The organism is Jannaschia seohaensis (assembly GCF_900116765.1).
In the GTDB taxonomy this organism is placed as follows: domain Bacteria; phylum Pseudomonadota; class Alphaproteobacteria; order Rhodobacterales; family Rhodobacteraceae; genus Jannaschia; species Jannaschia seohaensis.
On the sequence record NZ_UETC01000007.1, the window covers coordinates 105,438 to 118,472 of the forward strand.

The 13,035-nt window shown below is 68.4% G+C and carries 12 protein-coding genes and 2 pseudogenes; 11 read left to right on the top strand and 3 right to left on the bottom strand.

Annotated elements, in window-relative coordinates; genetic code table 11:
- Window positions 1-28: 28 nt before the first annotated feature.
- From mreC to DTQ71_RS15190, 6 genes are all read left to right on the top strand, one after another.
- The gene (gene mreC, locus DTQ71_RS15165; RefSeq protein WP_109565142.1) at window positions 29-928 is read left to right on the top strand and encodes a rod shape-determining protein MreC; all 900 of its coding nucleotides are present in this window, start codon (window positions 29-31) and stop codon (window positions 926-928) included.
- 2 nt (window positions 929-930) lie between these two features.
- On the top strand, window positions 931-1,458 hold the full coding sequence (locus DTQ71_RS15170) for a rod shape-determining protein MreD (RefSeq protein ID WP_109565143.1): 528 nt from the start codon (window positions 931-933) through the stop codon (window positions 1,456-1,458).
- Window positions 1,459-1,482: 24 nt separating this feature from the next.
- A complete protein-coding gene (mrdA, locus tag DTQ71_RS15175; protein ID WP_109565144.1) occupies window positions 1,483-3,423 on the top strand; it encodes a penicillin-binding protein 2 in 1,941 nt (646 codons plus the stop codon).
- The gene (gene rodA / locus DTQ71_RS15180) at window positions 3,420-4,586 is read left to right on the top strand and encodes a rod shape-determining protein RodA (protein ID WP_109565145.1); all 1,167 of its coding nucleotides are present in this window, start codon (window positions 3,420-3,422) and stop codon (window positions 4,584-4,586) included. The genes mrdA and rodA overlap by 4 nt, the downstream gene beginning before the upstream one ends.
- A gap of 137 nt (window positions 4,587-4,723) precedes the next feature.
- The gene (locus DTQ71_RS15185) at window positions 4,724-5,641 is read left to right on the top strand and encodes a ring-cleaving dioxygenase (RefSeq protein ID WP_109565146.1); all 918 of its coding nucleotides are present in this window, start codon (window positions 4,724-4,726) and stop codon (window positions 5,639-5,641) included.
- Complete coding sequence (locus tag DTQ71_RS15190; protein WP_109565147.1) at window positions 5,638-6,264, top strand: alpha/beta hydrolase; 627 nt, start codon at window positions 5,638-5,640, stop codon at window positions 6,262-6,264. Before DTQ71_RS15185 ends, DTQ71_RS15190 begins: the two co-directional genes overlap by 4 nt.
- Window positions 6,265-6,342: 78 nt before the next feature.
- Here the strand turns inward: DTQ71_RS15190 and DTQ71_RS15195 are convergent, their stop codons facing one another.
- On the bottom strand, window positions 6,343-7,092 hold the full coding sequence (locus DTQ71_RS15195; RefSeq protein WP_109565148.1) for a Bax inhibitor-1/YccA family protein: 750 nt from the start codon (window positions 7,090-7,092) through the stop codon (window positions 6,343-6,345).
- Window positions 7,093-7,337: 245 nt separating this feature from the next.
- Here DTQ71_RS15195 and DTQ71_RS15200 point away from each other — a divergent pair, with 245 nt between their 5' ends.
- The gene (locus tag DTQ71_RS15200; protein ID WP_109565149.1) at window positions 7,338-8,231 is read left to right on the top strand and encodes a LysR family transcriptional regulator; all 894 of its coding nucleotides are present in this window, start codon (window positions 7,338-7,340) and stop codon (window positions 8,229-8,231) included.
- On the opposite strand, the gene DTQ71_RS15205 is transcribed toward DTQ71_RS15200, so the two are convergent.
- On the bottom strand, window positions 8,188-9,150 hold the full coding sequence (locus tag DTQ71_RS15205) for an NADPH:quinone oxidoreductase family protein (RefSeq protein WP_109565150.1): 963 nt from the start codon (window positions 9,148-9,150) through the stop codon (window positions 8,188-8,190). The two genes, DTQ71_RS15200 and DTQ71_RS15205, sit on opposite strands and share 44 nt — an antisense overlap.
- A 294-nt stretch (window positions 9,151-9,444) precedes the next feature.
- Here DTQ71_RS15205 and DTQ71_RS15210 point away from each other — a divergent pair, with 294 nt between their 5' ends.
- The 3 genes and pseudogenes from DTQ71_RS15210 (at window position 9,445) to DTQ71_RS15220 (ending at window position 11,994) form a co-directional block, all read left to right on the top strand.
- The gene (locus tag DTQ71_RS15210) at window positions 9,445-9,804 is read left to right on the top strand and encodes a helix-turn-helix domain-containing protein (protein WP_109565151.1); all 360 of its coding nucleotides are present in this window, start codon (window positions 9,445-9,447) and stop codon (window positions 9,802-9,804) included.
- Window positions 9,805-9,896: 92 nt separating this feature from the next.
- Window positions 9,897-10,682 (top strand): histidinol-phosphatase, encoded by a 786-nt coding sequence (hisN, locus tag DTQ71_RS15215; protein ID WP_109565152.1) that lies wholly within the window; start codon window positions 9,897-9,899, stop codon window positions 10,680-10,682.
- A pseudogene (locus DTQ71_RS15220) lies at window positions 10,675-11,994 on the top strand (8-oxoguanine deaminase). The gene hisN and the pseudogene DTQ71_RS15220 overlap by 8 nt, the downstream one beginning before the upstream one ends.
- 105 nt (window positions 11,995-12,099) lie before the next feature.
- Here the strand turns inward: DTQ71_RS15220 and DTQ71_RS15225 are convergent.
- The gene (locus tag DTQ71_RS15225; protein WP_109565153.1) at window positions 12,100-12,699 is read right to left on the bottom strand and encodes a thymidine kinase; all 600 of its coding nucleotides are present in this window, start codon (window positions 12,697-12,699) and stop codon (window positions 12,100-12,102) included.
- A gap of 107 nt (window positions 12,700-12,806) precedes the next feature.
- Here DTQ71_RS15225 and DTQ71_RS15230 point away from each other — a divergent pair.
- Window positions 12,807-13,031, top strand: a pseudogene (locus DTQ71_RS15230) (hypothetical protein); the annotation flags it as partial.
- Between the last annotated feature and the right edge of the window lie 4 nt (window positions 13,032-13,035).

The window sequence follows — 13,035 nt, forward strand, 5'->3', positions numbered from 1 at the left end:
CGAGGCGCCCAGATCCGCAGAGCCGCCCATGGCCCGCAACAGTGCCGAAGAGATCTACCATCGCCCGCTCCGGCGGCTGATTCTGGCGATCGTCTGCGTCCTGCTGGTCGCGCTGACGCTGCTCTGGCGCATCGACAACCCGCGGGCCGAGCGAATCCGCGCCGCCGTGGTCGATCGGGTCGTGCCCAGCTTCGAATGGGCGCTGGCGCCGGTCACCTGGATCGGCCGTCTGATCGAGGATTTCGAGGGCTATGCCCGCGTCTACGAGCAGAACCAGGACCTCCGCCGGGAGCTTCGCCAGGTTCAGGCTTGGCGCGAGGCCGCGATCCAGTTGGAACAGGAGAACGCGCGCCTGCTCGATCTGCTCAATGTCCGTCTCTCGCCTGACCTGACTTATGTCACCGGCGTGGTTCTGACCGATAGCGGCTCGCCATTCCGCCGCTCGGTGCTGCTGAATATCGGAGCGGAGGACGGCATCCAGGACGGCTGGGCCGCGATGGACGGGCTGGGCCTTGTCGGGCGGATCGCGGGGGTGGGCGCGCGCACGTCGCGGGTGATCCTGCTGACCGACGGCAACAGCCGCATCCCTGTGACGATCCAGCCGTCGGGCAAGCGCGCGATCCTGGCGGGGGACACGACCGCCGCGCCTGCTCTGGAATTCGTCGAGAACCCGCAGGACGTGCGCGCCGGCGACCGGATCGTGACCTCCGGCGACGGGGGTGTCTTCCCGCCCGACCTCCTGGTGGGGCAGGTCGTGCGCACCACCGATGGGCGGCTACGCGTCCGGCTCGCAGCCGAGACCGGACGGCTCGAATTCCTGCGCGTCCTGCGGACCCGCGAACAGGGCGCGATCACCTCCACCGGAGAGCTCCTGACGCCGCCGGCGGCCCCGGTCCAGGGTCCGCCGCCGCCCCCCGAGGACGGCTGAGGATGGGCCCTTCGGCGATCTGGGGCTATCGGCTGGCCTTCTTCGGGCTATCCTCCGCCATCCTGTTCTTCGCGCTGCTCCCCTTCGGCCCGCCCGAGGACGGGGTGCCGGGGCCGGACTTGCTGGTCTGCCTGGCTTTCGCCTGGATCCTGCGGCGGCCCGACTATGTGCCGGTCTGGCTGCTCGTCCCGATCCTGCTGCTGGCCGATGCGCTGCTGATGCGGCCGCTGGGCCTCTGGACGCTCGTGACGCTGCTGGGCTCCGAGTATCTGCGGCGCCGGGTCGACCATACCGAGGTCAAGACCTTCTGGTCCGAGGTCGCCGCCGTAGCCGCCGTGATCGCGGGCATGTTCGTCATCAACCATCTCGCGATGCTGCTGTTGCTCGCTCAGACGGCCCCGCTGCTGGACCAGGGCTTGCATCTGCTCGCGACCGTTGTTTTCTATCCTCTTACCGCGATATTCTCTCAGTTGATCGGCGTCCGGCGTCTTGCCCCCGGAGAGCTCGATACCCTCGGCACCCGCGCCTGACGCGGTCGCTCCCGGAGACGGCCCATGAAGCGTAATCCGCAGGAACTGTCCCTCTCTAGTCGCCGCATTACCCGCCGCGCGCTTGTGACCGGTGGCCTGATGACCGCTTTCAGCGGGCTGCTGGTGGCACGGATGAACCACCTCCAGGTCGATCAGGCCGATGAATTTCTGCTGCTGGCCGAGGAGAACCGGATCAAGGTCCGCCTGCTGGCCCCCGCCCGCGGCGTCATCTTCGACCGCAACGGCCGCATCCTGGCCGGCAATGAACAGATCTACCGGGTCTCGATGATCCGCGAGGATGCCGACGACGTCGACGAGACGATCACCCGCCTGCGCGGCCTCGTCCGCCTCGACGAGGAGCGTCTCCAACGCGCCATCCGCGAGATGGACCGCCGCCCGCACCAGGCCGTGACCCTCGCTGACCGCCTCTCCTGGGAGGAGTTGTCGACCATCGCCGTCAACGTCCCCGCTCTGCCGGGGATCACGCCCGAGGTCGGGCTCAGCCGCGTCTATCCGCTGGGCCAGGACTACGCCCATGTCATCGGCTATGTCGGCCGCGTCTCCGAGCGGGATCTGGAGAACGAAGAGGATCAAGACCCGCTGCTGCAGACGCCGCAGTTCCAGATCGGCAAGATCGGCGCCGAGCGGCGCCTGGAGCATGTGCTGCGCGGCAAGGCCGGGTCGCGCCGGGTCGAACAGAACGCCGCGGGTCGCATCATGCGGGAACTCGGGCGCACGCCCGGCCAGTCCGGCAAGGACGTACAGCTGACCATCGACGCGGCGCTCCAGAACTTCACCCAGGTCCGCCTCGCCGGGGAGAGCGCGTCCTGCGTGGTCATGGACGTGACCAATGGCGACGTTCTGGCGGCGGTTTCTTCTCCGGCCTACGATCCGAACCTCTTCGTCTCGGGTATCTCCGTGCCGGACTACGCCGCGCTCCGGGACAACGATCACCGCCCGCTGCACAACAAGATCGTCCAGGGCCTCTATCCGCCGGGCTCCACCTTCAAGATGGTCACGCAGCTTGCAGCGCTGGAGGCGGGGCTCGTCGCACCCGGCGAGACGGTTTGGTGTCCGGGCTATCTGACGGTGTCGAACCGCCGGTTCCACTGCTGGAAACGCGGCGGGCACGGACATGTCGATGCCGCCAAATCCCTGCGCGAAAGCTGCGACGTCTACTATTACGAGATGGCGCAGCGCGCAGGCATCGACCGCATTGCGGCCATGGCCCGCAAGCTGGGCCTGGGCGTCGCCCATGACATCGAGATGACCTCGATCTCGGACGGGCTGATCCCCGACCGCGAATGGAAGCGTGTCCGCCGAGGCGAGGCCTGGCGGATCGGCGACAGTCTCAACGCCTCGATCGGGCAGGGCTATGTGCTGACCTCGCCGCTCCAGCTCTGCGTGATGACCGCGCGGCTCGCCTCGGGGCTGGAGGTCGTGCCGCGCCTCGTTCGGTCCATCGACGGTGTGGCCCAACCCTCCGGCGTGAAGCGCCCGCTCGACATCCCACGCTCGCTTCTCGATTTGCAGCGGGAGGCGATGTATCAGGTGGTCAATGCCAGGGGGGGCACGGCGGGGCGCTCCCGCTTCGACATGGGCGGGGTGAAATGGGCCGGCAAGACCGGCACGTCCCAGGTCCGCAACATCACCGCGGCGGAGCGGGCCCGCGGCGTCTTCCGCAACGAAGATCTGCCATGGGAGCGGCGCGACCACGCGCTCTATGTCGGCTATGCCCCCCATGACGACCCTAAATACGCGATCTCGGTCGTGGTCGAGCATGGCGGCGGCGGCTCCGCCGCGGCGGCGCCGGTGGCGCGGGATGTGATGCTCTATGCGCTCTCGGGCGGGATGCCGCCGGTCTCGGCCTATCCCGCGGGCCAGCAGGGGGAGATGGCCGAATATCTCGCCTCTCTCCCGGTCGACCCCGCTCTGACCCCGCCCGCAGGCAAGTCTGAGGCGTGAGCTATCTCGAATACAACGTCGCCCGCGTCCCGCAGGGCCTGCAGAAGGTGCTGGCGCTCAACTGGGCGCTTGTCCTGCTGATCACGGCCACGGCCTGCATCGGGTTTGTGGTGCTTTACTCGGTCTCCGGCGGCGACTGGCGTTGGGCCGAGCCGCAGATGCAGCGCTTCGCCATGGGGCTTGCGGTGATGTTCATCGTCGCGATGATCCCGATCTGGTTCTGGCGCAACGTCTCGGCGCTGCTCTACGCGATGACGCTGGCGCTGCTCTTGGCGGTGGAACTGGTCGGCGTGACCGGGGGCGGCGCCCAGCGCTGGATCGATCTGGGTTTCATGCGGCTCCAACCCTCGGAGTTGATGAAGGTCACGCTGGTGATGATGCTGGCGGCCTATTACGACTGGCTCCCGCCCTCCAAGGTGAGCCGCCCGCAATGGGTGCTGCTGCCCATCCTGATCATCCTGCTGCCCGTTTTCCTGGTGCTGAAGCAGCCCGATCTGGGCACGTCGATCCTGCTGCTGGCCGGGGGCGGGGCCGTGATGTTCCTCGCGGGCGTCCACTGGGCCTATTTCGCCACGGTGATCGCCGGGGCGGTGGGTCTGGTGACGGCGGTGCTGCAATCGCGCGGGACCGACTGGCAGATCCTTCAGGACTACCAGTATCGCCGCATCGACACCTTCCTCGACCCGGATTCCGATCCGTTGGGGGCGGGCTACCACATCACCCAGTCCAAGATCGCGCTGGGCTCGGGCGGTTGGACCGGCAAGGGCTTCATGCAGGGCACCCAGGCGCGGCTGAACTTCCTGCCCGAGAAGCATACCGACTTCATTTTTACGACCCTGGCCGAGGAATGGGGCTTCGTCGGGGCGCTGTCGCTCCTGGTGCTCTACCTGCTCATCATCGCCTTCTGCATCGCTTCGGCGCTACGCAACAAGGACCGCTATGCGTCGCTGGTCACCTTGGGCATCGCGGTGGCGTTCTTCCTGTTCTTCGCGGTCAACATGTCGATGGTGATGGGGCTCGCGCCGGTTGTCGGGGTGCCCTTGCCGCTGGTCAGCTATGGCGGCTCGGCGATGCTGGTGCTGATGCTGGCTTTCGGAGTGGTGCAATCGGCCCATGTCCACCGTCCGCGCGCCGCCGGGGAAGGGCGCCTGCTGCGACGTTAGCCGAAAGTTTTCCCGAAAACTTTGGGCAAATCCTTCACGAAGGATTTGCGCTCCCGAACCGATCCTGTGCGGCGATTGGCCTATGTTCCGAGCCGCAGAGCGTTATCTGTGCGCCAACGCAACGCACGGAGGCACCCATGTCCGACAAGCGCATCACCGGCCTGCACCATGTGACCGCCATTTCCGGTCCACCCCAGGCCAATGTCGACTTCTTCACCAAGCTGCTGGACCAGCGCCTGGTGAAGAAGACGGTGAATTTCGACGATCCCGGCACTTACCACCTCTATTACGGCAATCGCACCGCCGATCCGGGGACGATTCTGACCTTCTTCCCCTTCGTCGGCGCGCGGCCGGGCCGGCCCGGGCCGGGCATGGCCTCGGCCTATGGCTACTCGGTCGGCGCGGACGTGTTCGACCATTGGGCGGCCGAGGTCGCGAAGCGGGGCGGCAGGGTCTCCGATCCGGAGGAACGGTTCGGCCAGGCCGTCGTCACCGTCACCGACCCGGATGGCGCCGCCGTTGAGCTGATCGCCGAGCCGGGCTCCCACGACCCCGCCGAGGGCGGGTTCCATTCGACGACGCTCTGGCTCCACGATCTAGGCCCGACGCAGCGCCTGCTGGTCGACCATATGGGCTATGAGGAGGCCGGGCACGAGGCGTCGGACGGGTTCGAGCGGCTGCGGCTCAAGGCGCCGGGCGATGCGCGCGGCACGATCGTAGACCTCTACCGCAAGGAGGGCGCGGCCCGCGGGGTGCAGGGCGCAGGCACCATCCACCACGTCGCCTTCCGGGCGCTGGACGATGCCGATCAGCTCGACTGGCGCGACCGGATGCTGCGCGCCGGGATGCAGGTGACGCCCGTGATCGACCGGCAGTATTTCAACGCGATCTACTTCCGGGAGCCGGGCGGCGTCCTGTTCGAGATCGCCACCGATCCGCCGGGCTTCACCCGCGACGAGCCGCTGGAAAGCCTGGGTCAGGCGCTGAAGCTGCCGGACCAGTATGAGCCGCTCCGCGACCGGATCGAAGCGGCGCTGCCCCGGATCTCGGCATGAGCGCCCGCATCCTGACCGGAGGGGATGAGGCCGCCACGCGCGGCCTCGTCCTGATCCATGGCCGCGGGGACTCCGCCCAAGGCATCGCCGGGCTGGTCCCCGTGCTGGGCGCCGCGGAGCGCCGCATCGCCGCGCCCGAGGCGCCAGGCAATTCCTGGTGGCCGACCTCCTTCCTCGCGCCGATGGCGGAGATGGAGCCCTGGGTGGCGCGCGGGCTCGACGCCGTCGATGCGGCGATCGCGGCGACGGGGCTGCCCAAGGAGGCTGTCGCGCTTGCGGGCTTCAGCCAGGGGGCCTGCCTCGCGCTCGAATACGCGGCGCGGCGGGGGCAGGGGCTTCCGGCGGTGATCGCCTTCTCCGGCGGGCTGGTCGGGTCGGCGGACGCCGAGGGCGAGGTCTATGGCTTCGCCGAGAAGGCGCTCGATTACGCGGGAGATCTGACGGGGACGCATATCCTGGTCACCTGCCACGAGCGGGATCCGCATATCCCGCTGTCACGCGCGGAAAAGAGCGTCGCGGCGCTGCGTGGGCTCGGCGCCGAGGCGCGGCTCATCGCGCATCCCGGGCCCGGCCACCAGCCGATGCCCGATGGGATCAAGGCGGCCCGCGCGGTGCTGGCGTAGGGCGAGGATATCTCCGCCCTACCGGCAAACGAAAAGAGCCGCCCCGAGGGGCGGCTCCGTCGTTTCAGGACGCGTCGGTCACTCTTGGTTGCCGAAGAGCGAGAGCAGCATCATGAACATGTTGATGAAGTTCAGGTACAGGCTCAGCGCGCCCATGATGGCGGCCTTGCCCAGCCACTCCGTGTCGCCATGGGCGGCGTGGGCGATGTACTCGGTTTTGATCCGCTGGGTGTCGTAGGCGGTGAGGCCCGCGAAGATCAGCACGCCGATCGTCGAGACCGCGAAGGCCAGAGCCGAAGACGCCAGGAAGATGTTGACGATCGAGGCGACGATGATGCCGATCAGGCCCATCAGCAGGAACGTGCCCCAGCCGGACAGGTCCTTCTTGGTAACGTAGCCCCAGAGGCTCAGCGACGCGAAGGCGATCGCGGTGATGAGGAAGATCTGCGCGATCGAGGTGCCGGTGAACACCAGGAAGATCGACGAGATCGAAATGCCCATCACGGCGCCGAAGGCGTAGAACACGACCTGCGCGGTCGCGGCCGACATCCGGTTGACCGCCGCGGCGAAGCCGAACACGAAGATCAGCGGCGCGAACATCAGCAGCCAGCGCAGCGGCGACGCATAGAGCGTCACGCCGAGTTGCGTGAGCTGCCCGTCGGGCGTGACGGCTAGGCCGGAAATGGCCCAGGCGGCGGCGAAAGTGATGAGCATGCCCACGGACATCGTCCCGTAGACCTTGTTCATGTGGGCCCGGAGACCCTGATCGATCTCCTCGGCGCGAGCGCCGGAGATCTGTCCGGTCCGCAGGGCGTCGTATTGTGCCATGGAACTCCTCCAGATGTGACAGATAAGACGCACGCCATGCGCGCCTTCGACTACGAATATCGGCACGGGCGGGCCTCAGTTCAAGCAGCGTCTGGCTCGGAAACGCCCGGTTTCGATTGATTTTCACTATCAGCTCCGCAGCTTCCTCTCGCGGCGCGCCATCACGTTCCGTGAACGGGGCGGTGATCAAATCTCATTTCCCGAACGCGGCTTGGCCCGATAGTTTGTCGGGGAAAGGATGTCGCATGGCCCGAAATCTTGACCTGACAGCGCTCCGCGCCTTCGCCACCGTCGCCTCGACCGGCGGCGTGACGCGCGCCGCGGCCCTTCTGAACCTCACGCAATCGGCGGTCTCGATGCAGGTGAAGCGCCTGGAGGAGGCGTTGGACACGACCCTCTTGGAGCGGACGAGCCGCGGGATGCGGCTGACGCCCGACGGAGAGAGCGCCTTGGGGACCGCCCGGCGGATGCTGGCGCTTAACGACGAGTTGCTGGACCGCATGCGCAACGCGACGCCGGACGGAGAGATCCGGCTGGGCGTGCCGCATGATATCGTGCCGCGGGCGATTCCGGATGTCCTGCGCGCCTTTGCCGCGGAATATCCGAGGGTGCGCATCACGCTCGTCTCCTCGGTCACGGCGGCCCTGCACGACGCCTTCGCCGCGGGTGAGGTGGACGTGATGCTGGGCACCGAGGCCGCGGTGCGGGACGGGGGCGAGGAGATCGTGCGCCTGCCGCTGATCTGGGTCGGCGCCGAGGACGGACGGGCTTGGCGGCAACGGCCCCTCCGCCTCGCCTTCGAGCAGCACTGCGTCTTTCGGACCAACGCGCAGGCCGCGCTGGACCGCGCGGGCATCCCCTGGGAACTCGCCCTGAGCGCCGCGTCGAGCCGGGCCATCGATGCGAGCGTCGCGGCGGACCTCGCCTGTCACGTGGTCATCGACGGCTTCGACACCGCCGAACTGACCCCGGTGCGCCATGGCGGCGGGCTGCCGGAAATCGGCGATGTGGGCATCACGATTTATGCCGCCGAAACCGAACGCGACCCCGCCCGGGACCGCCTGCTGGAGTTGCTGCGGCAGTCTTACAGGGCGCTCAGGGGGTCACGACAACCTTCCCTGTCGATCGCCGCGTCCTGAGCAGCTCGAGGCCGTCCGGCGCGCGTTCCAGGGGCAGCACATGGCTGATATGCGGCGCGATGTCCCCGCGTTCATACATCGCCATGAGCGCGGCGATGCTGTCGGTGACGACCTCCGGGGCAAAGCGCAGATACCCGCCCCAGTAGACGCCCATCGCGTCGATATTCTTGACCAGAAGGTGGTTGGCCTTGATCTGCGGGACATCGCCGCTGGCGAAGCCGATGACCAGGATCCGGCCGCCGGGATTGGTCGCGCGGAAGGCCGCCTCGAAGGCGGTGCCGCCGACCGCGTCATAGACCACGTCGGCGCCGCCCAGCGCGCGCAGGCGGTCCCGCAGGTCGGGCACCTCCGCGTCGATCAGATGGGCCGCGCCTGCGGCCCGGGCGACCTCCAGCTTGGCGGCGCCGCGCGCGACGGCGACGACTTCGGCCCCCATCCGCGCGCCGAGTTCCACCGCCGTCAGCCCGACCCCCCCGGCGGCCCCGAGCACGACCAGCCGTTCGCCCGCTCGAAGGCGCGCCCTGTGGGCCAGCGCGACATGGCTGGTCGAATAGGCCACGAGAAAACCGGCGGCGACGTCCGAGGGCATCTTTTCGGGAACGGCAACGCAGCGTTCGGCGGGGAAGCAGCCCATCTCCGCCAGCCCGCCCGCCCCGCCGAAGACCGCGACCCGGGCGCCCAGCGCCGGTGCCGAGACGCCCTCGCCCTGCGCGGTGACGCGGCCGCATACTTCCATGCCCGGCACGAAGGGCGGGGCGGGCGTATCCTGATAGCGCCCTTCGATCATCAGAAGATCCGCGAAGTTGAGCCCGCACCCCTCGATGCGCAGCTGTACCTCACCGGGGCCGGGCTGCGGCTCCGGCAGGTCGGTGCAAAGCTGCGGCCCCGTGCCGATCTCCGTGACCGTCCAGCCCTTCATCGTCGTCCCCCGTGTCCTTCGCCACATCCTCGCGGCGGCGGTCGCCACGGTAGCGGAGGGGAGAGACGGGCAACAGGGCCAACAAGGCGCTGAAATCGAGGGTCAAACCGAAGATTTCGTGCTTCGGCCCTTGGGCCATGTGCGCCGCACGTCTTAATCCAACATGCATTCGTGCAAAGACGCTTCTAAAATTGCGTCACTGGCGGCCACGCCCGCAGCGTGGTTGAAACAACTTCAACGTGCATGGGCTCCGAAAATGCTCCGGGCACGTGACCGAGGCAAAGGGGGCGAGGTTTGAAACACCCTGTCGATATTCACGTGGGAAAGCGAATCCGGCACCGGCGCTGGATGATAGGCACGACGCAGCAGCAACTCGCCGAGAAGGTCGGCATCAAGTTTCAACAGATCCAGAAATACGAGACTGGCATGAATCGCGTCTCGGCCTCCCGCCTGTGGGACATCGCCGAAGCGCTGGAGGTGCCAGTGGCGCATTTCTTCGAAGGGCTGGAGGAGAAGGAGGCGGTCGAGCCGGCCGTGGATTTCCTCGCCGACAAGGAAGCGCTGGAACTGATCCGCAGCTATTACACGATCCCCGAGAACCAGCGTCGCCGCCTGTTCGACCTGGCGCGCGTCCTGTCCGAAAGCGTGGCCTGACTCCAAGGCGCGGGGCCGACCCGACTTCGCGCGCTTGACCAGAACCGGCGCGGATGCCACCCGACCCGGGTGAGACCGCCCCGGAGCTTGGTATGCGCGCACTCGATTTGCACTCCCTCGCCGATGTCGCCCACGCCGTCGCGGATGCGGCCCGCGCGCCCGCGCTGCGCTATTTCAGAAAGCCCGTGACCGTGGACAGCAAGGGCGCTGCCTTCGACCCCGTGACCATCGCCGACCGGGAGACGGAGGCCGCCATGCGGGCCGTCCTGGCCGAGCGGCGCCCGGAGGACGGTATTCTGGGCGAGGAGGAAGCGGCGGTGGACAGCCGCTCCGGGCTCACCTGGGTGCTGGATCCGATCGACGGCACCCGGGGCTATATCTCGGGCACGCCGACCTGGGGGGTGCTGGTCGCGCTGCGCGACGCGAGCGGCCCCCTGATCGGCATCGTGGACCAGCCCTTCACCGGGGAGCGGTTCACCGGTTCGCCGGACGGCGCGACCTGGACCCGCGGCGGCGAGACGCGCCGCCTGACCACGCGCGACGTCACCCGGCTGGACGACGCCACCCTTTTCACCACCTTTCCCGAGGTCGGCACCGCCGACGAGGGCGCGGCGTTCCGACGGGTGGCCGCGCGCTGCCGCCTGACGCGCTACGGGCTGGATTGCTATGCCTATGCGCTCTTGGCGGCCGGGCAGGTCGATCTCGTGATCGAGGCCGGGCTACAGGCCTATGACATCGCCGCGCCCGCCGCTTTGATCACCGCCGCGGGCGGCGTGGTGACGAATTGGCGGGGCGGCCCGGCCCATGACGGGGGCACCGTACTGGCGGCGGCCACGCCGGAGCTCCATGCGGATGCGTTGGCGCTTCTCAATGGCTGAGACGCTCATCGCGGGCGGGCTGCTCTGGCGCCCGGAGGGGGTGCGATCGGCCGATCTTCTGATCCGCGACGGCGCCATCGCCGAGATCGGCCCCGGGCTGGCGACCGAAGGCGCGCGGCTCGATGCGGGGGGCTGCCTCGTGACGCCGGGCCTCGTGAACACGCATCACCATCTCTACCAGACGCTGACCCGCGCGGTGCCGGCCGGGCAGGATGCGCTTCTCTTCGGCTAACTGCACGCGCTCTATCCGATCTGGGCGCGCTTCACGCCGGAGCATGTCCATCTCGCCACGCAATTGGGCTTGGCGGAGTTGGCGCTGTCGGGCTGCACGACCTCCTCGGACCATCACTACGTCTATCCGAACGGGGTGCGGCTGGACGACACGATCCACGCCGCCGCCGAGACCGGCCTGAGCTTTCACCCGACCCGGGGCGCCATGTCCATCGGCGAGAGCGGTGGCGGCCTTCCGCCCGATACGCTGGTCGAGGGAGAGCGGGCGATCCTCGACGATTGCATCCGGGTGATCGACGCCTTCCACGACCCCAGCCCGGGCGCGATGTGCCGCGTCGGCATCGCCCCCTGCTCGCCTTTCTCGATCAGCCGGGAGCTGATGCGCGATGCCGCGCTGCTGGCCCGCGACAGGGGCGTGCGGCTGCATACGCATCTCGCGGAGAACGAAGAGGACGTCGCCTTCTCGCTGGAACGGTTCGGCTGCCGTCCCGGCCAGTATGCGGAAGATTTGGGCTGGACGGGGGAGGATGTCTGGCACGCCCATTGCGTGAAGCTGGACGCGGGCGAGATCGATCTTTTCGCGCGGACCGGCACCGGCGTGGCGCATTGCCCCTGTTCCAATTGTCGCCTGGGCTCGGGCGTGGCGCCGTTGCGGGCGATGCTGGATGCGGGGGTGCCGGTCGGGCTGGGGGTGGACGGATCGGCCTCGAACGACGCGGCCTCGCTGGTGGACGAGGCGCGGCAGGCGATGCTGTTGCAGCGCGTCACCCGAGGCGCGGATGCGATGTCGGCGACCGAGGCGCTGAGGATCGCGACAGAGGGCGGCGCGCGCGTCCTGGGCCGTGACGATATCGGCTGGCTGGAGGTGGGGCTGCGCGCCGATCTCGCGATCTGGGACATGCGCGCGGTCGAGGCCGCGGGTAGCTGGGACCGCGCGGCGCTGCTGCTGGCGGGGCCCCGGCGGGTGCGGGATCTCTTCGTCGAGGGGCGGCGGGTGGTCGAGGGCGGCCGGTTGGTCACGGTCGGCCTGCCGATTCTGATCGAACGGGCGGAGCGGGCGGTCCGGGCGCTGATGGGGTAGGGGCGCGCTCCCCTTCGGCGGATGGCACCCTGGTGCGCAGTCGGACTGGGGCTCTGCCCCAGACCCCGGAGTATTTTCCGCCAGAAGAAGGGAGGGGGCGCGCCGTCAGAGCGGCGGTTCGGGTGCCCGGTCCCCGATCTTCTCGCGGAAATGCCGGCGGCAGAGCGAGACATAGCGGTCGTTGCCGCCGACCTCGACCTGTGCGCCCTCGGTCAAGGCGTGGCCCTCGGCATCGACGCGGATGACCATCGTCGCCTTGCGCCCGCAATGGCAGATCGTGCGCACCTCGCGCATCTCGTCGGCCAGCGCCAGCAGCGCTGCGGAGCCGGGGAAGAGTTCGCCCCGAAAGTCGACGCGCAGCCCGTAGCACATCACCGGGACGCCCAGATCGTCGACGACACGCGCGAGCTGCCACACTTGGTCGCGGCTCAGCCATTGCGCCTCGTCCAGCAGGACGCAGGCGCAGGGGCCCGCTTTCAGCCGTGCGGCGATCATCGCGTGAAGGTCCGTGTCGGCGGCATAGGTATCGGCCACGGCCGAGATCCCGATCCGGCTGGCGATGCGCCCGGTGCCCGCGCGGTCATCGAAATTGGCGGTCAGCAGATAGGTCTGCATGCCGCGCTCGTTGTAGTTGTAGGAGGCCTGGAGCAGCAGCGTGCTCTTGCCCGCGTTCATCGTGGAGTAGTGGAAGTAGAGCTTCGCCATGGGCCTGTCCTCTGCCTGCCCGGACCGCCCGGGGCAAGTCAGGATCGGGGCCGTATCGGGAATGCGCGATTCGTGGTATCCTTTGAATTGAAAGGGGGGCGCCGGCCATGACGCGCGACATCGACAGCTTTCTGAAGGCGCGGACCGAGGCTCTGGTCAAGGATATCGGCGTGGAAGCCGCCTGCGCGGCCACGGGCAAATCGAAGGCGACGATCGGTCGCTACTATTCGACCCATGCCGAGCATGCGACCCGCTTTATGCCCGTCGATGCGGTGGCCCGTCTCGAGGCTGCGGCGAGCCACCCGCATGTGACCCTGGCCTTGCTCGAACTCGCGC

What these genes read in the sequence shown, in the direction of transcription:
- mreC (WP_109565142.1), top strand. Translation starts at nt 29, where the DNA reads ATGGCCCGCAACAGTGCCGAAGAGATCTACCATCGCCCGCTCCGGCGG.
- DTQ71_RS15170 (WP_109565143.1), top strand. Translation starts at nt 931, where the DNA reads ATGGGCCCTTCGGCGATCTGGGGCTATCGGCTGGCCTTCTTCGGGCTA.
- mrdA (WP_109565144.1), top strand. Translation starts at nt 1,483, where the DNA reads ATGAAGCGTAATCCGCAGGAACTGTCCCTCTCTAGTCGCCGCATTACC.
- DTQ71_RS15185 (WP_109565146.1), top strand. Translation starts at nt 4,724, where the DNA reads ATGTCCGACAAGCGCATCACCGGCCTGCACCATGTGACCGCCATTTCC.
- DTQ71_RS15190 (WP_109565147.1), top strand. Translation starts at nt 5,638, where the DNA reads ATGAGCGCCCGCATCCTGACCGGAGGGGATGAGGCCGCCACGCGCGGC.
- DTQ71_RS15195 (WP_109565148.1), bottom strand. Translation starts at nt 7,092, where the DNA reads ATGGCACAATACGACGCCCTGCGGACCGGACAGATCTCCGGCGCTCGC.
- DTQ71_RS15200 (WP_109565149.1), top strand. Translation starts at nt 7,338, where the DNA reads ATGGCCCGAAATCTTGACCTGACAGCGCTCCGCGCCTTCGCCACCGTC.
- DTQ71_RS15205 (WP_109565150.1), bottom strand. Translation starts at nt 9,150, where the DNA reads ATGAAGGGCTGGACGGTCACGGAGATCGGCACGGGGCCGCAGCTTTGC.
- hisN (WP_109565152.1), top strand. Translation starts at nt 9,897, where the DNA reads ATGCGCGCACTCGATTTGCACTCCCTCGCCGATGTCGCCCACGCCGTC.
- DTQ71_RS15225 (WP_109565153.1), bottom strand. Translation starts at nt 12,699, where the DNA reads ATGGCGAAGCTCTACTTCCACTACTCCACGATGAACGCGGGCAAGAGC.